The 21,966-nt window shown below is 36.8% G+C and carries 21 protein-coding genes and 1 riboswitch; of the genes, 6 read left to right on the plus strand and 15 right to left on the minus strand.

Features of this window, described 5'->3' with window-relative positions:
- Position 1: 1 nt before the first annotated feature.
- Positions 2 to 1,321, minus strand: a complete 1,320-nt coding sequence (locus IGJ18_RS11195) for an APC family permease (protein WP_161651994.1) — start codon at positions 1,319 to 1,321, stop codon at positions 2 to 4.
- A gap of 172 nt (positions 1,322 to 1,493) precedes the next feature.
- Here IGJ18_RS11195 and IGJ18_RS11200 point away from each other — a divergent pair, with 172 nt between their 5' ends.
- Positions 1,494 to 2,081: a hypothetical protein gene (locus IGJ18_RS11200; RefSeq protein ID WP_096709994.1), complete on the plus strand. Its 588-nt coding sequence runs from the start codon at positions 1,494 to 1,496 to the stop codon at positions 2,079 to 2,081.
- A gap of 179 nt (positions 2,082 to 2,260) precedes the next feature.
- On the opposite strand, the gene ribH is transcribed toward IGJ18_RS11200, so the two are convergent.
- The 4 genes from ribH to ribD are packed head-to-tail and all read right to left on the minus strand — an operon-like array spanning position 2,261 to position 5,591.
- Positions 2,261 to 2,722 carry a 6,7-dimethyl-8-ribityllumazine synthase gene (ribH, locus tag IGJ18_RS11205; RefSeq protein WP_438843330.1) on the minus strand — a complete coding sequence of 154 codons (462 nt, stop codon included), beginning with the start codon at positions 2,720 to 2,722 and terminating at the stop codon, positions 2,261 to 2,263.
- Positions 2,723 to 2,740: 18 nt separating this feature from the next.
- Positions 2,741 to 3,916 (minus strand): GTP cyclohydrolase II, encoded by a 1,176-nt coding sequence (gene ribA / locus IGJ18_RS11210; RefSeq protein WP_438843331.1) that lies wholly within the window; start codon positions 3,914 to 3,916, stop codon positions 2,741 to 2,743.
- Positions 3,913 to 4,533, minus strand: a complete 621-nt coding sequence (gene ribE / locus IGJ18_RS11215; RefSeq protein ID WP_053766321.1) for a riboflavin synthase — start codon at positions 4,531 to 4,533, stop codon at positions 3,913 to 3,915. Before ribE ends, ribA begins: the two co-directional genes overlap by 4 nt.
- Positions 4,518 to 5,591 carry a bifunctional diaminohydroxyphosphoribosylaminopyrimidine deaminase/5-amino-6-(5-phosphoribosylamino)uracil reductase RibD gene (ribD, locus tag IGJ18_RS11220; protein WP_438843332.1) on the minus strand — a complete coding sequence of 358 codons (1,074 nt, stop codon included), beginning with the start codon at positions 5,589 to 5,591 and terminating at the stop codon, positions 4,518 to 4,520. The genes ribE and ribD overlap by 16 nt, the downstream gene beginning before the upstream one ends.
- 109 nt (positions 5,592 to 5,700) lie before the next feature.
- Positions 5,701 to 5,834: riboswitch (FMN riboswitch) on the minus strand.
- A gap of 344 nt (positions 5,835 to 6,178) precedes the next feature.
- On the opposite strand from ribD, the gene IGJ18_RS11225 reads away from it, so the two are divergent.
- Positions 6,179 to 6,805 (plus strand): helix-turn-helix domain-containing protein, encoded by a 627-nt coding sequence (locus IGJ18_RS11225; protein WP_242690833.1) that lies wholly within the window; start codon positions 6,179 to 6,181, stop codon positions 6,803 to 6,805.
- Positions 6,806 to 7,353: 548 nt separating this feature from the next.
- Here the strand turns inward: IGJ18_RS11225 and IGJ18_RS11230 are convergent.
- The 3 genes from IGJ18_RS11230 to metG form a co-directional block, all read right to left on the minus strand.
- Positions 7,354 to 8,196, minus strand: a complete 843-nt coding sequence (locus tag IGJ18_RS11230) for a nucleotidyl transferase AbiEii/AbiGii toxin family protein (protein WP_438843333.1) — start codon at positions 8,194 to 8,196, stop codon at positions 7,354 to 7,356.
- A 12-nt stretch (positions 8,197 to 8,208) separates the two neighbouring features.
- Entirely contained in the window at positions 8,209 to 8,802 is a 594-nt protein-coding gene (locus IGJ18_RS11235) for a type IV toxin-antitoxin system AbiEi family antitoxin domain-containing protein (protein ID WP_010737159.1), read from the minus strand.
- Positions 8,803 to 9,374: 572 nt separating this feature from the next.
- The gene (gene metG / locus IGJ18_RS11240; protein ID WP_438843334.1) at positions 9,375 to 11,384 is read right to left on the minus strand and encodes a methionine--tRNA ligase; all 2,010 of its coding nucleotides are present in this window, start codon (positions 11,382 to 11,384) and stop codon (positions 9,375 to 9,377) included.
- Between the two features lie 431 nt (positions 11,385 to 11,815).
- Here metG and IGJ18_RS11245 point away from each other — a divergent pair, with 431 nt between their 5' ends.
- Together IGJ18_RS11245 and IGJ18_RS11250 are read left to right on the plus strand one after the other, a co-directional pair.
- Positions 11,816 to 12,094 carry a hypothetical protein gene (locus IGJ18_RS11245; protein WP_081128502.1) on the plus strand — a complete coding sequence of 93 codons (279 nt, stop codon included), beginning with the start codon at positions 11,816 to 11,818 and terminating at the stop codon, positions 12,092 to 12,094.
- 102 nt (positions 12,095 to 12,196) lie between these two features.
- Positions 12,197 to 13,018 (plus strand): NUDIX domain-containing protein, encoded by an 822-nt coding sequence (locus IGJ18_RS11250; protein ID WP_010737158.1) that lies wholly within the window; start codon positions 12,197 to 12,199, stop codon positions 13,016 to 13,018.
- Between the two features lie 310 nt (positions 13,019 to 13,328).
- On the opposite strand, the gene IGJ18_RS11255 is transcribed toward IGJ18_RS11250, so the two are convergent.
- From IGJ18_RS11255 to opp3b, 5 genes are read right to left on the minus strand one after another with little or no spacing between them, the layout of a single operon-like run.
- Positions 13,329 to 14,336 (minus strand): RNA-guided endonuclease TnpB family protein, encoded by a 1,008-nt coding sequence (locus IGJ18_RS11255; RefSeq protein WP_034700625.1) that lies wholly within the window; start codon positions 14,334 to 14,336, stop codon positions 13,329 to 13,331.
- A gap of 13 nt (positions 14,337 to 14,349) precedes the next feature.
- Positions 14,350 to 15,306 carry an ABC transporter ATP-binding protein gene (locus IGJ18_RS11260; protein ID WP_010720784.1) on the minus strand — a complete coding sequence of 319 codons (957 nt, stop codon included), beginning with the start codon at positions 15,304 to 15,306 and terminating at the stop codon, positions 14,350 to 14,352.
- Positions 15,281 to 16,357, minus strand: coding sequence for an ABC transporter ATP-binding protein (locus IGJ18_RS11265; protein ID WP_010720785.1), 1,077 nt, complete (start codon positions 16,355 to 16,357; stop codon positions 15,281 to 15,283). Before IGJ18_RS11265 ends, IGJ18_RS11260 begins: the two co-directional genes overlap by 26 nt.
- A 5-nt stretch (positions 16,358 to 16,362) precedes the next feature.
- Positions 16,363 to 17,406, minus strand: coding sequence for an ABC transporter permease (locus IGJ18_RS11270; RefSeq protein ID WP_010737155.1), 1,044 nt, complete (start codon positions 17,404 to 17,406; stop codon positions 16,363 to 16,365).
- Positions 17,407 to 18,348 (minus strand): oligopeptide ABC transporter permease, encoded by a 942-nt coding sequence (gene opp3b / locus IGJ18_RS11275; protein ID WP_438843335.1) that lies wholly within the window; start codon positions 18,346 to 18,348, stop codon positions 17,407 to 17,409.
- 83 nt (positions 18,349 to 18,431) lie between these two features.
- Between opp3b and IGJ18_RS11280 the strand changes: the two genes are divergently transcribed.
- Positions 18,432 to 18,776: a DUF3899 domain-containing protein gene (locus tag IGJ18_RS11280; RefSeq protein ID WP_010720788.1), complete on the plus strand. Its 345-nt coding sequence runs from the start codon at positions 18,432 to 18,434 to the stop codon at positions 18,774 to 18,776.
- A gap of 79 nt (positions 18,777 to 18,855) precedes the next feature.
- Here IGJ18_RS11280 and IGJ18_RS11285 read toward each other — a convergent pair whose 3' ends face one another.
- Complete coding sequence (locus IGJ18_RS11285; protein ID WP_010737154.1) at positions 18,856 to 20,520, minus strand: peptide ABC transporter substrate-binding protein; 1,665 nt, start codon at positions 20,518 to 20,520, stop codon at positions 18,856 to 18,858.
- A gap of 353 nt (positions 20,521 to 20,873) precedes the next feature.
- Complete coding sequence (aac(6'), locus tag IGJ18_RS11290) at positions 20,874 to 21,422, minus strand: aminoglycoside N-acetyltransferase AAC(6')-Ii (RefSeq protein WP_438843336.1); 549 nt, start codon at positions 21,420 to 21,422, stop codon at positions 20,874 to 20,876.
- A gap of 367 nt (positions 21,423 to 21,789) precedes the next feature.
- Between aac(6') and IGJ18_RS11295 the strand changes: the two genes are divergently transcribed.
- A complete protein-coding gene (locus tag IGJ18_RS11295; RefSeq protein ID WP_325821887.1) occupies positions 21,790 to 21,948 on the plus strand; it encodes a hypothetical protein in 159 nt (52 codons plus the stop codon).
- Positions 21,949 to 21,966 lie beyond the last annotated feature (18 nt).

The raw sequence follows: 21,966 nt of genomic DNA on the forward strand, positions 1-21,966 counted from the left end.
ATTAACGCTCGACTTGTTTTTTCTTGTAATAATACACTGGGATACCTAGTAATGTGACAACGATCCCGATCATTGCCAAAGCTGTTTGAGTAAATAAAGTCATCCCTAAAATAAAGACAGCGCCAAAGATTGCAATCAATGGAATCACTGGATACAAAGGTACTTTGTATGGTCTTGGTAAGTCTGGTTGTTTTTTTCTTAAAACAAATACACCGATAAATATCAATAAGCTAAACAGCCACATAACAAAAATTAGCATATCAGTTAAAAAGTCGAATGAACCTAAACTCATCATAATGCACGCAATCACTAATTGAAAAAGTGCTGGAACATATGGCACTGTGAATTTTTTTGATAATTTCGTTAACTGTTTACTAAAAGGTAACTCACCTTCCAAAGCCATCGCATAAGGAATACGAATGCCGGTCAACGTGTACCCATTCAGTGCCCCATAAACAGAAATCAAGATACCGATCGTCACGATCTTTCCACCGATATTTCCAAAAATAACCGCTGATGCATCAGATGCTGCATTAAGGTTACCTGCAATCTGATCAATTGGCAGAGTTTTTAAGAAAACAAAGTTGATCAATAAGTAAACCACTGTTACAAAACTTAGCCCTAAAATAATTGCTTTAGGTAAATCTTTTTCGGGACGTTTCATTTCCCCCGCCATTGCGCCGACACCAAGCCAGCCATCATAAGCGAATAAAGTTGCTAGTAAAGCACTACTTAAGCCTTCTGCAAACGACACATCTTTCCCTGCTTCAAATGGGAATAGTTGGATCGTTCCACTACCTGGTGTCAACAGTCCCCAAATAACGATGACAGCTAATGGAATCAATTTGATAATCAGTGTCGCAGACTGGACAGTCGTACCCACTTTTGTTCCTAGTAAATTCAAACCAGTAACAGAAATAGCAGTAATAATCGCAATTAATAGAAGATAATCCGTAGATATTTGTAATAAGTTCGTCATTTGTGTCGCAAAAATAATCGAAAGCGCCGCAATATTCGCTGGAAAATAAATCAAGCTTTGGGACCAACCCAGTAAAAAGCTCGGTAATTTTCCATAAGCGGCTTCAATATATTTGACTGCACCACCCGTTTCTGGGATCGCAGTTGCTAACTCAGCTACCGTTAGACCAGCACAGATCGTTAAAAATCCTCCTAATAGCCATGCCAATAAGGTCAAACTAGTCGATTGTGTACTTGCCGTAACAGCCGCTGTTTTAAAGAAAACTCCTGCCCCAATTACAGTTCCCATAACAGTTGCTAATGCGCCAAATAAGTTGATCTCTCGTTTTAACTTGCCTTTCATTCACATTCCCCTTTTCCCCGCAGTTTTTAATATAATTTTCAGTATAACGGAGAATATTTTGTTTTACCATCATTTTTTTCAGTAAATTTATTGAAAGATACCACCTTAGACCTATGAATCCTCCATTCACCTCAATTATAATTAATGTAGGTTAGATAAAGGAGGACCAATTATGGAATTTAATCGTTCTTACCCAAAACTGGCATCTTTCCTAAAGGATCATTTTGCCATTTCCAGAAAATCACCACAACAATCACTTTGGCATTGGTTCACGCTGATTTTGTTCGGGACATTTATTCTTGCTACTTTCACTCAACAGTTGCTTTTGTTGTTTAGCTTGATTCTGCTAGTTGCACTGATCAAAGGTCCCGGAATGATTCTATGGGGAGCCATTTATGCTTTTTTAATCAGCCTTTTTCCTCCTCTAGGTATCATTTTATCTGCGCTTTTCTTTCTATTGAATCTCAGTACTTTCACCAAAAATTGGCGAGTCACTTTAGTTGCTGGTTTCTTTTATTTTTACCCTGCAATGATCATGTCGTTAAGGACGCTCTCACATCTCGATAATCCTTGGTTCCTTTATAGCAGTTTATTCGCTGGGTTAGTGCTACTCCATTTGATGTTGCAAAAACTTTACCAACGCTATGGGATTGGCCGAACGATTTTTTGGTACATTGTATCGATACCTTTTACTCTTTTAAGTTTCTTGTTACCAACTCGTTTAAAAGAGCGATTCAAAAAAATACCCTCAAAAAAATAGTGTCAATTTGTATAGCGACCACCTAAAGTTAGATTTTTTGCTCTAACTTTAGGTGGTCGCTTTAATGTATCTATTTCAAGCAAAACATACTAAGATTAATATTTACGTTTGTTACATTTAGTAAACTGAAGAATGCTATTTACACAGTAAACTCATCATACTCTAAAAAATAGGAATTCTTAAATTTGTTGTGAAAGAGAAATCATCTCAATTAACCCTTGCGCAGCTTCACTGCCTTTATTCCCTGCTTTCGTCCCTGATCGTTCAATTGCTTGTTCAATGGATTCCGTGGTTAATACCCCGAACATCACTGGAATATTGGACTCCAGGTTAATATGTGCGACTCCTTTGGCTACCTCATTGGAAACCAATTCATAATGAGTAGTTGCACCTCTGATAACTGTCCCCAACGTAATCAACCCATCGTAACTGTCCTTTTTGCTGAGCTTTTTGGTAATAAAAGGAATTTCAAAAGCTCCTGGTACCCAATAAATATCAATTTGTTCTTCTTTCACACCGTGCCTTTTTAAATTATCCAATGCTCCTTGTAATAATTTTTGATTGATAAATTCATTAAAACGCGCGACTACAATTCCGATTCGAAGATCCTTTGGAGAATAATTTCCTTCAAAAATTGTCATTTTCTTGCTCCTTTATTTTTATACTGATAAGTAATGGTGAAACTTATCTTTTTTTGTTTTTAAATAGGCTTGGTTTTCCTTTTTCGGAACAGTTTCAATTGGTACCCTATCGACAATCGTAATTCCATCTTGTTGTAACTCTATTACTTTATCGGGATTGTTTGTAAGTAAACGAATGGACGTTACACCAATTGATTTTAAAATTTCTGCTGCAAAGTGATAATCCCGTTCATCCGGAGCAAAGCCCAATTCAGTATTTGCTTCATAAGTATCCAATCCTTTTTCCTGCAATTGATACGCTTTTAACTTATTCCTCAATCCGATTCCGCGACCTTCTTGACGAAGATAAAGAATAGCTCCAGTCCCCTCTTCCTCGATCATTCTCATCGCTTCATGTAACTGTTCCCCACAATCGCAACGCTGAGACCCGAAGACATCACCAGTTAGACATTCCGAATGAACTCGGACTAATGTAGGAAACTGACTATTTTGAATATCTCCCTTTGTTAACAATAGATGCTCCCGTTTTTCTCCATCTTCATAAATAGTCAATTTGAAATCACCATAATCTGTCGGTAAATTTACGGTTATATGACTATTTTTTTCTAAATAATTTACCAACTCATCAATCGTAATTAAGGGTAATTGCCATTCTTCAGATAAACGGGTCAGATCTTTCATTCTTGCCATCGTTCCATCTTCTTTCAGAATCTCACAAATATAAGCAGCCTCTACACTATTAGCTAATTTGGCTAAATCAATTGCAGCTTCGGTGTGTCCTCGACGTATAAGCGTTCCGCCATCTACACTAATCAAAGGAAAAATATGTCCTGGTCTAAGAAAATCACTTGATTTCGAATGAGGATCAGCCAATGCTTTAATGGAAGTAGCTCGATCAAATACTGAAATACCAGTCTTCGTATGTTTATGGTCCACACTAATCGTAAAAGCTGTACCAAACGCATCAGTATTATGAGTTGTCATTTCTCCTAAAGATAAGCGTTGCGCAATGTCATTAGAAATCGGCACACAGATTAATCCTCGACCAAATTTGGTCATGAAATTTACTGCCTCAGGTGTCACATATTCGGCTAAACCAACCAAATCTCCTTCTGATTCTCTATCTTCATCATCAGCTACAATGATTAATCTGCCCTTTTTCAAGGTCTTTATTGCTTCAGTAATATTCCTCATAATAAGTCCTTCTCCTTGTACATCTCAAATTTATTTCTCTGTGCCTTTACATATTTCCCAACGATATCCGTTTCTATATTCACAAGATGTCCTACACCTAAATTCCCCAGATTTGTTAAGGATTTAGAATGTGGAATCAGGCTAACAGAAAAGCTTGCTGTTGTTGTTTCCGTAACCGTTAAACTTACTCCATTAATTGCAATTGATCCTTGCGGAATGATTTCACCTGCATATTTGGTTGGATAAGCAAATGTCAAAATTAATGCGTTTTGATTCTCTATTTTTTTGATCAATCTTGTAACAGTATCAATATGTCCCGAAACAAAATGTCCTTCAAAGCGTTGCGTCATCAAAACTGCTCGTTCTAGATTTACCCTCTCTCCAACTTTTACGGTGGAGAAAGTAGTCCGTTTAAAAGTTTCAGGCATTATTTCAGCTTTAAAAAATGTGCTTGAAACCTCAATAGCAGTTAAACACACGCCATTGACTGCCATGCTATCTCCAATTTTGTAATCACTTAGTATACTGTTTGAAGCTTGGAAAGTGAGTTGGATCATTTGTTGGTTTCGTCTAATTTCTTTGACTTTTCCTTGCTCGGCGATTAATCCTGTGAACATTGCTTTCGTTTCCCCCTAACTCGAATGTCTTTTCCAAGCTGTTCAACTTCCAAAAATACTAATTGTTGTTCTTTAGAAACTAAACGTTCACTATGAAAGGACATCGGACTTTTTCCACCAAAAAGTTTGGGCGCAATATAACTGATGACTTCATCCCAGAGATTTTCTGCTAAAAAAGCATCATGAATTTTCGCTCCACCTTCTACATACAGCGACTGAACACCTCTTTTTTTCATGGTCTCAATAAAGAAGGTAAAAGAAAACTTAGGCGTATAAAAAATAGTTACATGGGGAAATAGTTCCTTTAGCTTAGGGTTTTCCGTAAATATCCAGACTGGATTTGTTGTCGTTTGAAAAAGATTGAGTTTAGGATTTTTAAGAACCCGCCCTCTACGATCCAAAACAATGCGCACTGGTGGAAAGTTAGTTACGATATCAGGCAACAAAAGAGGGTTATCAACTAGAACGGTTTCGCTTCCCACTACGATTCCTTGATGTTCTCCTCGCTCTTTCCGTACTCTTGAGATTGCCTCTGTACCTGTTATTGAGTACCGCGAACCTTCCTTTAAAGAAATCTTTCCATCTAGTGTAATAGCTTGTTTTAATGTGATATAGGGACGATCCCTTTCAAAAAAATGGTTATAAAAAGGGTTCAGTGCTCTACATTTCTCTTCTTCCACACCTACAATTACTTTGATCCCATGATTTTGTAAAAATTCTTTCCCTTTTCCTGCTACTAAAGGATTTGGGTCAAGCTGACCTATGACTACCGTTGAGATACCAGACTGAATAATAGCTTGCGTACAAGGCGGCTGTTTCCCTTGGTGGTTACAAGGTTCTAAGGTAACATATAGAGTTGAATTAAACAGTTCTTCGGGGGAATCACAATTTTGAATAGCATTTACTTCAGCGTGGGACTCGCCATATTGTAAATGGGCACCTAGTGAGAGTAGCTTTCCTTCTTTTACAATCGCTGCTCCAACTAATGGATTGGTAAAGGTATTTCCCTTTCCTTTTTTTGCCTCTTCAATCGCAGCCATCATGAAAGACTGGTGCATATCAATTCCCCCTTTCAACAAAAAAAGCCCTGCGAAATTAATCACAGGGCATAACTAAATAAACCTAAAGATAATCGATTTTAATACAAATAAAACCGATCTTCAGTCGATTTTTCTTCTCCCATCCAGACTTTAACTGTCGGTGCCAGATTCTCACTGGCTCAACCACAAAAATGTGGGTCACGGACTTCGAGTAAACTCGTCACCGTCGGTCGGGAATTACACCCTGCCCCGAAGAAATATTCAATTCGTTTAGAGTATATTCTTAAAACTTAATTGTGTCAACCTAAAAAATAGAGAGAAAATGGCGTATGGACATCCTCGTTTATTTAATGCTAATCATATGATTAGAACAAGTATTACATATTTATAAAATAGTCTCCTAAAAATTGATTCATTTTACATAAATATCAGCTTTGTTATTTTCCGTCTTTTAAAATCGTTTACAAAAACTTAGTTATCTCGATTGTATGAAGTCACAATCTGTGACATCATGATAATGGTCATATTCCACAATTTCTGACTAATTGTACCTCTTTTTATGTTTAAATATAATTAAAAAGGAAAAAGAAATATAGGAGGTTTTTATGGAATTTGGAAAACTGTTAAAACAAGAAAGGAAGAAAATGAATTTGACCCAAGCGGATTTGGCTGAACAGTTAAATGTAAGTCGTTCAGCGATTTCAAATTGGGAAATTGGTAGAAATTATCCCGATATTCAAACAATTATTGATATATCTAATGTTTTAGGTGTATCTCTTGATTATCTTTTGAATGAAGATCAAAAAATAATGGAAGCCGTGGATAATGATTTAACAAAGAAAAAAAAGATAAAAAAGATCTCTGTTATTTTGGCTGGATTACTATTAGTGGCTATTGGGACTATCATTTTTCTTTTATATCCAAAAAAACCTACGATAAGTTTTGTTAAGGATGTTCTTCCAAAAAATTCTGAAATTTCCACCTTAAAGAAACATGAAATAAAGGAAGTTTTTCTTGAAGAACATCAATTAAAAATTATTTTACATATCACAGGAAATGAAGCTGGGTATTATGTAGAAAGTGGTGCTGACGAAATGACAGTTAGCCTCTATAAAACAAAAAATAAATCTTTGAAATCAAATAAACTTATCCCATACGATGGAGTGTTTACTATCGATTTAATCGAATACCCTCGCTTAAAAAATATTTATATCGCTTATTCTCCTAATTAATTTATTATTAATTTCGTCAGTTTAAAATCAAGTTAATAAGTCCTAATTTTGATAAATACTGTCAATAGTCATTCAAAAATGTCGGTGTGTCCAAAACGACATTCTTGAATGACTATCGACAATCTCATCTTTCAACTCCCACAATTTTAAAAATATAAAATTTTTTTCTTCTGCTTGATTGCTTACCCTATTTAAAAATTCAGTTTTTCCAGATTCCCAAGTTCCATTTAAAAAAAATGTCTATTTTTCTTTAATTAATTTTGAAAACATTTTTACTGCTTCTGTAGTATCAATTCTTTCTAACTCTATTTGCTTTATGACAATCCCCTCCTAAGAAATAAATTTCCCAAGTGTATCTTTTTTAATATATTTCAGTTCATTAGAATTATATATAGTAAAAATAGTTTGCGATTCACATAACTGCCAAATAAGAATTTAGCACAATTTGGTACTAATACTAACTAGCGATTTATTTCCTATTGCTCAACTTAGTTATGGTACTATACGTTCTAAAGTTACATTATTTATCAGCTTAATCTCTTCGTTTCTCAATTTTCAATTTTAATCATGCTTCTCATTAGGTGCTCAATTTCGTTGACTGTATCTGTAAATGAAATGGATTTCGCAAACGTGTTAACTGAACGATATTTTTCCCACTGTTCTTCCAAGTAGTCGTTTCCTCTGATCTTTTCCATTTCTCTTTCATAATAAAAAGACAAAGATTCGGTATCTCCACGTTTTGTGAATGTATTTCGAACACTTTTATATAACTCTTTCGTATCAATATTTTCTAATTTTGGTATGGTAAATAAGTCATAGTAATCTTTTACTCTCGAATTATCTGTACCAAAGCTGAACGTAGCACTTAGCTTTTCTGCAATAATTTGTTCTGTTGGATAAGCTGGAATCTCCACTTTTTTATCTTCAAACATTAATTGGTGATAGTGTGTATCTACTTCAGGATAAATAGAATCTCCTGTTGTCACGTCCATTTTAAACGGCACACGCACTTTCTCTAAATTAGCCACCAATTTAATTTGAAATCCAGGATAAAAATCGGCTTCTCTTGTTTCCTTCATTCCTTGAATAGAGAAAACAATACCTTCTTTCGTGGGCTTCCTAATCAAATCATTAAAAATATTATTCAATTTTTCTTCAGTTAATTTGCTATTTCTAAATGTCGTGTCGATATCAATTGTTGTCCTTCTATCGATTCCATATTTTGATCCTAATAAAAAGCCACCTTTCAAAATGAAGTCATTTTTGTACTTTGATTCAGAAATTTGTTCAATTAAACGATCCATCATAAAATGCCGTTGTACTAACTGTGCATTTAGCCCTGTACTCTTTGCTAAATTTCTGGTTTTTGATGCAAATTGTGTCGGTGTCATCTTTTCCCTCCATTAATATAAGCTTTGCATGTGGTATTTCATTTCTTTTTCTACATGTAGTTTTGTCATATAATCTCTTAATTTGCTCGGATCTCTCAATGGATCTTCCATGTACTCTTTTAATGCTGCTAATTTCATTTCGTATTCAATTTCATATCTCGGATTCCAAATATCACAAAGTGTACGCTCTTTATCATACATAGTAATAGGATTCCCTTGGAAGGAAGTTCCCTCTACTTTTCCTAGCTCATAAACTTCTTTCTTCACGAAATGAAATTGTAACTGCTGCTCTTTTGTAATTGAACGATCAACATTGTATCCATGGGGAAAAGTTAAATGAATGAATTTCGGCATATTCGTAGAAAGCTGGTAAATATCTAAAGTCGTTTCATGAGAAAAGATTCCCCTGGAAAATCGTTGCTGAAGCCAAAATAAATCATCTATTCCATGACCATCCTCTACATAATAACCACGATCAACTTTGATCAATTTTCCTTTATTCACCAATCTTTGTACAGTAGTTGCTGCGATTCCAAATTTTCTGGCTTCCTTCATAGATAAATTTCCATCGCGAATAGCCAACAATTCTTTCAATTTATCTTGCATTTACTTACCTCTTCTTTCGTTACAAATACACTACTTAAATTATATCATGGTAGTTTAATTGTAACAAGATGAACTTTGATGTCGATGAAATTCGCCAACATCTTTTTTATGATGTAAAAGGGTAAAAAAGACACCTGGAATCCTTTAGAATTAATTTGACGAATCAATTCATAGGAGGACTCAAAATGGCTTATACTCAGCTTATCGAAGGACTTTAAATATTCTAAACCTAATTATCTATTTTGAGGAAAATAATTTAACCCCAAAAAATATAATGGTAAATTTAATTGATTGGCAAAGATACTCTTCAATACACGCCCGAAGAATATCCACATTGTCATTTGTCGTCCCCTCTAGGATTATTTGTTAGAAGGACAATTATTGCGACGATTTATGATTCGTCAGGATAAAACTAACCAAATAAAAAAGACAGAAAGAAGTATTTCTTCTTTCTGTCCAAATTATTCTAAGATTATTCTTTACCAGCATCATTTGACTACATTACTTTTTATGATGATTGGCTCACCATTCACGCTTACTGATTATTGACCTAAATCATATAGATGTTCATCTTACCCAATTTCTGAACCATTTGGCATTGATTTTGGCGCTTCGACTACTTGTAACGTGCCATCTGGTGCTTCTGCAGAAAGAATCATCCCTTGACTGATTTGTCCACGCATCTTACGTGGTTTCAAATTCGCTACGATCACTAGTTTTTTGCCGATCAATTCACTTGGATCAGGATAAAATTCAGCGATACCTGATAAAATTTGGCGGTCTTGGTTATCTCCCGCATCTAAACGGAATTGCAATAGCTTATCTGCTCCTTCAACTTTTTGACAGTTGATGACTTCAGCTACTTTTAATTCCACTTTTTCAAATACATCAAATTTGATTTGTTTGTCTTTAGTTGAAACAAGCTCAGTTTCTTCGGGGTCCCATTTCACTGATTCTTCATTCGTTTGGGTTCCTTCAGACATTTTCGCTTGGATATAGCTGATTTCTTCTTCCATGTCCAACCGTGGGAAAATTGGTGTACCTTTAGCAACCACTTTTGTTCCAGAAGGAAATTCGCCAAAGTGCAAACCTTGAAGATTCATCGTTTCTGGGTCTAGTCCTAATTGATTAAAGATTTTAATTGGCGTTTCTGTCATGATCGGTTGCAATAAGATCGCAGTGATCCGTAATGATTCTGCTAGATGGATCATTACACTCGCTAATTCTTTTTTCTTGTCCTCGTCTTTGACTAAAACCCATGGCTCTGTTTCATCGATATATTTATTTGCACGAGAAATCAAGACCCAAATTTCAGCTAATGCCGTATTGAACTCCATTTTTTCCATCGCATCATGATATCGTCCGACGACATTTGCAGCTGTTGTTGATAATTCACTATCAAAAGGCGTCACTAAAAAAGCATAGTCAGGAACGATCCCATCACAATATTTATTGATCATTGCAACGGTACGATTCAATAGGTTTCCAAGATCGTTCGCCAAGTCATAGTTGACCCGAGAAACAAAATCTTCTGGTGTAAATACGCCATCTGAACCAAATGGAACAGCACGAAGTAAATAGTAACGCAGCGCATCGAGACCATAACGTTCAACTAGCATCTCTGGATAAACCACGTTTCCTTTTGACTTAGACATTTTTCCGTCTTTCATCAACAACCAACCGTGACCAAAGACTTTTTTCGGTAACGGTAAATCTAATGCCATCAACATGATCGGCCAATAGATCGTATGGAAACGGACAATTTCTTTTCCAACCATATGGACATCTGCCGGCCAATATTTTTGGAATAAGCTATCATCATCAGAACCGTAACCTAATGCAGTAATATAGTTGGATAACGCATCGATCCAAACATAAACGACGTGTTTAGGGTCGTCTTTCACAGGGATTCCCCAACTAAATGTCGTTCTGGAAACAGCAAGATCTTCTAACCCTGGTTTGATAAAGTTATTGATCATTTCTTTCTTACGAGATTCTGGTTGGATAAATTCAGGATGCTCTTGGTAATACTCTAAAAGACGATCAGCATATTTGCTCATACGGAAGAAATAAGATTCTTCTTTGACTAATTCGACTTCATGCCCACTTGGAGCTTTCCCACCGATTACATTTCCTTCTTCGTCTTTATAAACTTCTGCTAATTGTGTTTCAGTGAAAAATTCTTCATCCGAAACAGAATACCAGCCTTCATATTCGCCAAGATAAATATCGCCTTGTTCAACTAGACGATCAAAGATTTTTTGAACAGCCGCTTTATGATAATCATCCGTTGTTCGAATGAATTTGTCATAACTGATATCCAGCGTTTTCCAAAGTTTTTTCACATCCGCAGCCATCTTATCGACATAGGCTTGTGGTTCAACACCTAATTCTGCTGCTTTTTTTTCTATTTTTTGACCGTGTTCATCCACCCCAGTTAGATAAAACACATCAAAGCCCATCAATCGCTTATAACGTGCAACTGCATCACAGGCAATCGTTGTATACGAATTACCAATATGCAGTTTGCCACTTGGATAATAGATTGGCGTCGTAATATAAAAAGTTTCCTTTTCTGCCATGGGGCTCTTCCTCCTTTATCGCATGATGCGAATTCATTTCCTTGCTAGTATACCATAAATCAAAAAGACTGCGACGATTTTTTCGCTACCCTCTAACAAATGCCTTTCCTCTTTATTATTTTCCTAGTAAAACATGCTATAATAATTAATAGTGTGTGAGAAGAAACCTAGGAATCAGTAAGTTTCGTTTTTAGTAAGCAGCATGTTTACATGTAGGTTATCTCTCACAATGTCACGGAATCTTGTAGCAGTTCCGTTGTTTTATTTTGACGAAACATAGCTTCGACTTAATAGCTGCTTATAGGAAGAATACATCGTTCTCCCTTCTAAATAAACCTTTTTATAACAACCCAAAAGCAAGTGGATCTGAAATAGGTTGTTTATGTTTACGACTAATAGACAGTTCATTGTCCAAGAAAGGCTGAAATTTTATGCAAAAAAAACATCTTTATTTTACAATCAGTATTGCACTGCTTTCAGTGTTACACTGGCTGTTCAGCTATTTTTATATACGATTATATGGTTATTTTAACCTCCAAGGAAGCTTGAATCAGTTTCTTTTATTTACCCAAGTTTTTCGTTTTGTTCTCAATTTTTATATCATTTTTTGTGGGTATGTAACGCTTCGTGAAGAAAATAGAAAACTGTTACTAATCTATTTACTTTTCTTCTTCTTCAATTTACTCCTACCGTTTTTATTCCCTATCTAAGTATAGAAGTCTTTCTCCAAGGAAAACTTTGGTTTTTTTTTGGAGTCTGCTAAAATAAGATAAAAGTATATTTAAACAAGAACGTCATCAGGAGGTTAAAAGATGAAACAATTTGCTTCTAAAGAAGAGGAAAAGTTATATTATGAACATGAAGCAAGTGAAGCTGATTTTCTTGACTGGTATCAAAAGCAAGAACGCCCAGAATATGACAAACCTTCTTTGACTGTTGATATCGTGTTGATGTGTTACAACAAGGAAGAAGACCAGTTAAAAATTTTACTGATCCAAAGAAAAGGGCATCCCTACCGAAATTCATGGGCTTTACCAGGTGGTTTTGTCCAAAAGAATGAATCCACTGGTGAAAGTGTCTTACGTGAAACCAAAGAGGAAACGGGTGTCGTGATTTCTCAGGAAAATATTGAGCAGCTACACACCTTCAGCACACCGAACCGAGACCCTCGAGGCTGGGTCGTGACTGTCAGTTACTTGGCTTTTATTGGTGAAGAACCGTTGATTGCTGGTGACGATGCAGAAGAAGTCCGATGGTTTACCTTGACACGCCAAGGAAACAAAATCCATCTAACGAGTGATGAAGTTGCTATTTCTTTAGATTTACTGACAAGTGAATCTTCTGGCAAAGATACTTTAGCATTTGACCATAGTGAGATCATTACGAAAGCATTTAATCGAGTGACAAATAAAATGGAACATGAACCACAAGTCTTACAAGTATTAGGTAAAGATTTTACGATCACAGAAGCCCGAAAAGTATTTGCAAAGTTTTTAGGGATCGATTTTAAAATGATTGATCATTCAAATTTCAAAAAAGCGATGCTGCAATATTTTGATGAAATTGGTGAACGACCAGTAGGAATTGGTCGTCCATCCAAGATTTATCAGTTGAAGCCTGGAAACTATGAATAAGATGAAGATTTCAGAAAGCTGAAATACCAAAGATTTTTATTGGATTTTTCTGCAATCATTAATACCTGAGCAATCACCCATTAATGACCATCTGATGGATAAATACTTCTCATAAATAAGCCGAAGAATTACACAAAAGCAATGCTTTTGGTATTCTTCGGCTTATTTTAGAGGTTAGCCAGAAAGGTCATTACCTCCTTGTTTGGTTTATCATAATTAGTGAGCTTTTCTTGAGAAGAAAATTCCTAGAAACAAAAACAGCAAGTGTTTTTTATCAACAAGGCGATCCCTAGCGCTCCTACCAGTTCATTTATTCAAAAATCACTTGTTTCCCGATTTTTTCTAGTTCTAGACTTTTTTTAATCACTAAAGGATCGGTTTGTTCATTCATATTGATCAAAATCAACGTTTTGTTATACCAGTTTGCTTTATACCTCAACTTAGTCACTAATTTATACCAATCTTGAAGTGAGAAGTCTGACAAGAAAGTTTCATTAGGGACAGCTTCTACAAACAAATAGTCATAATAACGAATCAATTTGCCAGATAACTGTTCCAAATAATTTTCTTTTTGAAATTTTTGTTTTAAATAAAGATCCATTACTTTACGCTTTTGTTTTTGATAGTTCTTCGATCGTTCCAAACGAGCTTTTCGTTTCTGAGCTGCCCGTCCCTTAATCCCTAATTTTCTCTTAGCCAGCTGCATTTCTTTTTCAGTTTTTTTCAACAATGGTAATGGTACATCAACTGGAGAGGATGTCTCGATTAGTTTTTGCGGATCATAAGCCACACCGATCCAACGACGAGACTCTGTTATTTCTTTCGCTGAAACCTCACAGAGTAAAGAAACATAAAAAGCTTCATTATACCGTGAGGAGATCGTCGCTGAACGAATCTCTCCTTCGATTGGTCGATGGAGGTTTACCTGAATGAGTTCTTTCTGTTTTGGCAGTTTTAGATACTTATCTTTCAAATAAATTGTGCCTTTTTGATTATTTGTTGTATAAGACTGCCACATACTTTTTTTATTTTTCAATTTTGGAAAACTGGCACGTTTTTTAAAATAATTACGAAACGCACGATCTAGATTTAGTTGTGCATTCGCAAGCGCTAAGCTGTCTGCTTTTTTTAAAAAATCATATTGCTTTTTTAAAGAAGCAGGAGTCAGTGTATAATCGATGACACCTGTTTTAGCGTAGCTTTCCTGACGGGCTTTTAGTAAGTGGTTATACGTAAAACGAACACAGCCAAAATTTTGAACAAACCATTGCTTTTGTGAAGCCGTGGGATAAATTCGGAATTTAAAGGCTTTTAGCATCAGCACTTACCTCCTAAGACGTCACAAGTAAGCTCGCTTCTTTTTGCCGTTTCAATTTTTTTGCGTAATAAGCCACTTCTTGCTCTGTCGCATAGACAAAATGCTCTGGGGCAATTTCTCTTAATGTCCGTTTTTGCCCATCTTCTGGTTCTGGTTGATACTTGATTCTTTTCCGCTGTCTTTCATGATCGGGATCTGGTAGTGGAATTGCAGATAATAAACTTTCCGTATAAGGATGAACGCCATGATGGTAAATCTCATCACTTGTTCCCATTTCCAATAAACGACCGTTGTGCATGACACCGATCCGATCACTGATATGTTTGACCATAGATAAATCATGAGCAATGAATAAGTACGTTAGTTGTTGTTGTTTTTGCAGATCCTGTAATAAATTGACCACTTGCGCTTGAATCGATACGTCTAAAGCCGAAATCGGCTCATCACAAATAATAAAACGAGGATTAACTGCTAAGGCACGTGCAATACCGATCCGTTGTCGTTGTCCTCCTGAAAATTCATGAGGGTAACGTGTACCATGGCTCGGATTCAATCCTACCGTTCGAAGAAGCTCATCTACTTTTTCTGAACGTTCTTCAGGAGACTTGACCAATCCATTGACATCGATCCCTTCTGCAATGATGTCACGAACTTTCATTCGGGGATTCAATGATGCATAAGGGTCTTGGAAGATCATCTGAACCTCACGGCGAAACTTAGCCATTTCTTGTTTTCCTTTTAGCTTGGTGACATCTTTTCCATCAAAGAAAATCTCGCCATCGGTCGGTTCATTTAAGCGAATGACTGTCCGCCCAGTGGTTGATTTACCACTACCTGATTCACCAACTAAGCCAAAGGTTTCCCCTTCATAAATATGAAAGCTAATATCATTGACTGCGTGAACTTCATTTTTCTTCCCAATATTGAAATATTGTTTTAAACCATTAACCTCTAGCAGTTTTTTTGGCATTCGTCATCCCTCCATTCGCTTTTTGCTTTTCTTCAAAAATCGCCCAACGACGTTTGATTTCTTCAGGTGGCTCTACTTTTGGTGCTTGAGGTGCTAAAAGCCAAGTTGCTGCTTGATGTGTTTTTGATAATTCAAAAAATGGTGGTTCTTCTTCTGCATCAATCTGCAAGGCATATTCATTCCGTGGATAAAAGGCATCGCCTTTAGGTGGGTTCAATAAATCAGGTGGTGAACCCGGGATCGCATAAAGCCGTTCATTTGCACTATCTAAGGTCGGCATCGAACCTAACAAGCCCCAAGTGTAAGGATGTTGCGGATGATAAAAAATTTCTTCCGAGGTACCGACTTCAATGATCTTTCCGCCATACATCACCGCTACCCGATCCGCTACATTTGCTACTACACCTAAGTCATGTGTGATGAAGATAATCGAGGTATCGATTTTCGTTTGGATTTCTTTTAGCAGTTCTAAAATCTGGGCTTGAATCGTAACATCTAATGCAGTTGTTGGTTCATCAGCGATCAAGATCTCCGGGTAGCAGATCAACGCAATCGCAATAACGATCCGTTGCCGTTGTCCTCCTGAAAATTGGTGAGGATAACTGTTGATCCGTTTTTCAGCCTCAGGAATCCCGACTAAGTTTAGTAATTCCAATGCTGCTTTTTGTCCTTCTTTTTTCGAAACTTTATTGTGTTTTCGCAAGGATTCAGCCACTTGTTTCCCAATCGTCATCGTAGGATCGAGAGAAGTCATTGGATCTTGGAAAATCATTGCGATTTCTTTCCCACGAATTTTTTGCATGGCTTTTTCTGATTGATCGACAATATTTTTTCCTTTGAATAAAATCTCGCCCGAATCGATCGTAGCATTACTTGATAACAATCTCATGATACTTCTGGTAGTGACTGATTTCCCACTACCAGATTCTCCAACAATTGCTAGAGTCTCGCCTTTGTTTAAATGAAAATTGACACCACGGATCGCTCGGACTTTCCCAGCGTACGTATCAAATGAGATTTGCAAATTTTTAACTTCAAGAACTTTTGTCATATTCCTCACTCTTTCATTTTAGGGTCAAAGGCATCACGTAATCCGTCCGCTAGTAAATTGAAGCCGATCATGATAACAGATAACGTTGCCGCAGGGATCCATAATAGATATGGCAGGTACAAGAAAGTTTTATAGCCATCACTCAGCATTGTTCCCAATGAAGCAGATGGTGGCGTTAGCCCCAATCCAATGAAACTTAAAAAGGCTTCAAAGAAAATTGCCGATGGAATACTAAACATCATTTGAATGATGATTACACTGGAAATGTTCGGTAAAATATGTTTGAAGGCAATTTTCAATTTCGATTCACCTAATGTCATACCAGCTAACACATATTCTTGATCTTTCAGTTTCAGGGTTTGCGCTCGAACGATACGAGCCATCGGAATCCAGTTCGTGATCGCCATTGCTGCCACGATGGAAAAAATACCTGGTTCAAAAACAACCAACATTAAAATCATGACTACCAGATTAGGAATCCCAGATAAGATCTCTAAGAAACGTTGCATTCCGTTGTCGATTCGTCCGCCTAGCAGACCAGAAATCAGCCCATAAGCAACACCGATCGTCACATCTAATAATGCAGCAATAAAAGCGATCAGTAAGGAAATTCGTGTTCCCATGAATAGCCGACTTAATACATCACGTCCTAGACCATCCGTTCCTAAAAAGAAATTCACATTTGCTGGAACATTTGCTTGGGCATATTTATCGACTAACTCACCACCAACCATCGCTTTTCCATTCAATCCATCGATATTTAACCCTGGAATACGTGGGGGTAGATTGATGTAATCAATATTTTGTGCCGTTGGGTTGTGTGGCGAAACAAAGATCGTAACGATCGAGATCAAAATGATCACTGATAGTAAAATCATCGAAACGACTGCGGCTTTGTTTTTCTTTAAACGTCGCCAAGAATCTTGAATGAAATTTAGCGATGGAGCTGCAATTTGTTCTCGTTCTTCTTCAGTGTTTTTTTGTAGCGGAAGAAATTTATCTGCAGGAATATCTGCTATTGTTTCATAACGTTTTGGTATCAGTTCCATCTAGCTTCGACTCCCTTCTGAAACACGGATTCTTGGATCAACTAAACCATACAGCAGGTCAACGACTAAAATCACAAAGATCAACATAAATGAGTAAAGGATCGTTACTGCCATGATCGTTGGATAATCATTCGTCGTGATCGATTTAACGAATTGCTCACCAATACCGGGGATGGCAAAAATATTTTCGACTACTAACGAACCAGTCATCAAAGCAACTGCTAACGGTCCTAACAATGTCATTAACGGGATCAAACTATTACGAAGACCATGTTTAAAGGCGATCTCCCAACGGCTTAATCCTTTGGCTCTCGCTAATTCCACATAATCGCTGTGTAATACTTCGACCATTTCTGTTCGGATAAAACGAGCTGAATCGGCTAAAGGTGACATAGCTAATGCAATGGTTGGAAGGATCGTATAAATGAAGCCGTCCCACTTAGCAATCGGCAGTACATGCAAGCGGATCGCAAAAATATATTGTAATAAGACTGCAAAAACAAAGTTAGGGATCGAGCGACCCAAAATAGCAACCAACGTGGAAGAAGTGTCTGCCCAAGTGTTTTGCTTCATTGCTGAAATCGTTCCTAAGATTGTACCGATCACTGTTCCAAAAATAATCGCTTGTAGTCCTAGTTGTAATGAAGGACCTACTCTACCAGCTAATAAATGAGCAACAGGCTGATTTTTAAATTGGAAAGAGATACCGAAATCTCCTTGAAGTAAATTTGATAAGTCAATACCATATTGGACGATCACAGGTTTATCCAGTCCAACTTGTTGATTCAACATAGCGATCGTTTCAGGACTCAAACGCTCTTGGTTGGTATAAGGTGTGCCTGGTAATAATTGCATTAAGAAGAACGTGATTGTGGCAATCAACCAAAGCGTAATGGCCATAAAGAAGACACGTTTCAATACATATTTTAGATAACTATTCACTAATGTTTCCCCCTAGCTTTTGACTTCTGACAAATGTTTCGCTACATTATTAATGAATGAACCAAAGATAAAGGAGCAAACTGATGAAAAAGAAGTCTCTTCCCTACCTGATTGCTGGTGTCTTGATTCTCCTGATTATTGTAAAAAATAGTTTGAATCATCAACTAACACTCACTCAATTATCAAATGATTTATTTTTATGTGCGATGCCGTTTTTGATTATCGGCGGATTTTTATGGGTTTTTTCCTCGGGTTTCTTTGATCATTTTCAACGATCGATCTATTTAGCCCGAACAAGAAACCGCAAGAAAAAACCAGAATTTTCTTCACTCTCGTCTGCCAGCTATGGTATGTATACCTTTTGGCTGATCATTGCCGGAATCTTGCTTGCTCTTTCTATCGTGCTGGTGATTTTTTCGTTTCTATGATACGTAACCTTTAAAAAGTGGAGAGAGATTAAGACAACTGCCTTAATCTCTAGTCCGCTTTTTTTGTCTTAATGTTTGCCTATTCTTCTACATAAGTCCATTTGTAATCCCATGAAGCTCCTGCAGCGTGGTGGACAATTCCTTTGATTTTTTCATTGACTAAGTGTCCTTCTGCTTTTTGGTAAACTGGGATCACACCCATATCGTCTGCCATGATTTTAGTTGCTTCTTGTAGATCCGCCCAACGTGCTTGCTCATCGCCGGCATCTTTATTCCCTGAGTCATCTACTACTTTGTCGTAGTCCGCATTACTCCATTGCCCACGGTTATAAGAGTTACCTGCAACAAATAGGTCCGTAAAGCTGCTTGGATCAGCATAGTCTGCTGCCCAACCGCCTAATACAGTATCAAAATCACCTGAAGATGAACGGTCTAAACGAACAGAGAATGGGACTGGTGTTGGTTTAACTTTTACGCCATCTAAATTTTCTTGGATTGAGTTTTGGATATACTCGATCACTTTTTTCGATGCATCATCATCTGAAGCCATCAAATTGAATTCAAGGGAATCAATGCCAAGTTCTTTTTTCGCTTTTTCCCAATATTCTTTTGCTTTGTCTTTATCGTAAGAAACAAGTTTGCCTGCTTCTTTCGCAAAATCTTCATTTGTTTCTGGATTTTTAGACATGTCCGCTGGGATCAAGCCAGTCGATACAACCGAACCATCTCCTAGAACTTGTTTCACTAGCGCATCACGATTGATTGAGTATGAAATAGCTTTTCTTAAGTTGACATTTTTAAATGGTGAATCAGCTTCACGTTGGTTCAACTCAATATAGCTTGTACGTGCTTCTTTGACTGACGTATATGCTGGATCATTCGCATTTTGTTGAGCGAGTTCCCCTGAAAGGATGACGTCATCTGCTTGTCCGTCTTTAAAGAGATTCAACGCTGTAGAAGATTCTTTGACCACGCTAACTTTGATTTCAGATAACTTCACTGCATCTTTATCCCAATAATTATCATTTTTCTTGTATGACCATTCAGTATCTGTCCCTGGTCCGTCAAAATCTGTTAAGGTAAACGGTCCATTGTATACTGCTTTATCACTTGCTGAAGCGTAAGCATCACCGTTTTCTTCCACCACTGATTGTTTTTGCGGGAAGAATGATGGGAAAGCAAGTAAATATTGGAAGTATGGCGTTTGTTTCGTTAATGTGATTTCTAATTCATGATCGCCTACTGCTTTGATTCCTAATTCTGATTTATCTTTTTTGCCTGCTGTGATTTCTTCTGCATTCGCTACTGGAGCAAAAAGATACGCATATTCAGAAGCTGTGGCAGCATCCACTGTACGTTGCCAACCATAAACATAATCAGCCGCAACTACTGGATCACCATTGGACCATTTAGCGTCTTCACGCAATTTGATCTTGTAAGTCAACCCATCTTCACTAACTTCTGCCAGTTCACTCGCTCCTGCTGGTTGTGGTTTACTATCCTTATCTAAACGATAGATTCCCTCATACACATTATTTAATGCAGTGAAACTAATTGTATCCGTTGCTAACGATAAATCTGCTGTTGGCATTTCTTGAGGTACGACTAAATTGAATACTCCGCCTCCATCTGTAGAGTTGCCACTCGCTGAATTACTACTTTTTGTATTTGCACTTCCGCCATAACAGCCTGCAAGTACCAGCCCACTCAAGGCTACAACACTAAATGCCCATTTCTTTTTCATTTCCCGTACCCCTTTTGTCGAAATTTTCAGAATAATTAGTTTTTTCTGAGTTGTTTAAGATTTTAATGAATAATTATTAAAAAAGCAATACTTTTTTCTCGGTTTTTTTTAAAATAATGTCATTATAGTGAAATATTTATTGTTCTTTTCTGAAAATACACTTATTTTATAAGGTTTTATTTCTACTTGATAAAAAAATAAAATAATTTTCATCAAAAAAAAAGAAATCGTAAAAACAGCTATAATGTTCGGATTTAGCTCATAAAAAGATTATAATTTTTTATTCTAACAAAAAAACACTAATACTAGAGAACAAAATGGATCGTTCATTTCTCTAATATTAGTGTCTTAATTTATTCCGTTGGCTCCTTTTTGGCCACTCGTTTTGCTAACCAAATATCAGGCTGGTTCCACCCATTCGCATCTGGGATCACACCGATGATCTGATAGCCAAGTTTCTCATAAAATGTATAGGGATGATGATTGATATTTTTGATTTCTTGTAACTTTGCAAAGGTATCTTCAAATAAATCCGTTTCAACTAAATTTGTTTGTCCTTCAACATCATCTGTCCCTAGATAGATGACCAGGCCACCATATGAAGAGACTTCTTTTTCCAGGTAGGAAACCAATCGTGTCCCGATTTGTTGTTTGCGATGTGTGCTTGCTACTACCAAAGGATGTAACTCCCACCCTGTTTTGCCATATTGAGGGATCGCTCCAACAAAACCGACCAATTCCTCCCCTTCAATCGCCGATACAGCAATCCGTTCTGGAGCCATCAACTGTTCGACTTCTTTCATCGGCTCTGTCCCATACTCATCAGGCCAAGTCAATCTTAAAAGATCTGCAAGCTGATCTCGCAAGACAATATTCTCACGATCAAACTCACTGATAATCATCGCTATCCCTCCCTTTTCTGCCTATTTTAGCAGTACTAGAAAGAAAAAAGAAAAGTTTATGCTTAAGGTCGTGAAAAGAGCGGTTTACCCTGAGTATTAAGGATGAAAATCTCGAAACAGCTTTTCATGTTTTGAGATTTTTTGACTTAATACCGAAGGGCAGCTCTTTGAACGCCGTGAATCAGAGGTCGTAAAAACATCGGGTAGCTCCGATGACAATAAGAAAGAATTTTTTGAAACAGCTGTGCTAACTGACATTTCAAGAATAAATTGATGAACTATCATTTCTTATAAAAATTATTAATTTACTAATAGACTCCAATCGTTAACAAATAGCTTTTTCATCCATGGCTAAATAAATAGTATTATGATTAGGATCAATAACACCCCTTTACAAACAATCATGCAACGAATCACTAACGAATGGGACAGATTAGGAACATTAGTTTCCATTCAATCCCCTCACTTGCATAAAAAAGGATTCAATGATTATACGCATCAGAATGTATGCAGAATTACTAAATAATAGAGGAGTCTTATGAAG

The sequence above is a fragment of the Enterococcus sp. AZ078 genome (assembly GCF_051714985.1).
GTDB lineage: Bacteria > Bacillota > Bacilli > Lactobacillales > Enterococcaceae > Enterococcus_B > Enterococcus_B hirae.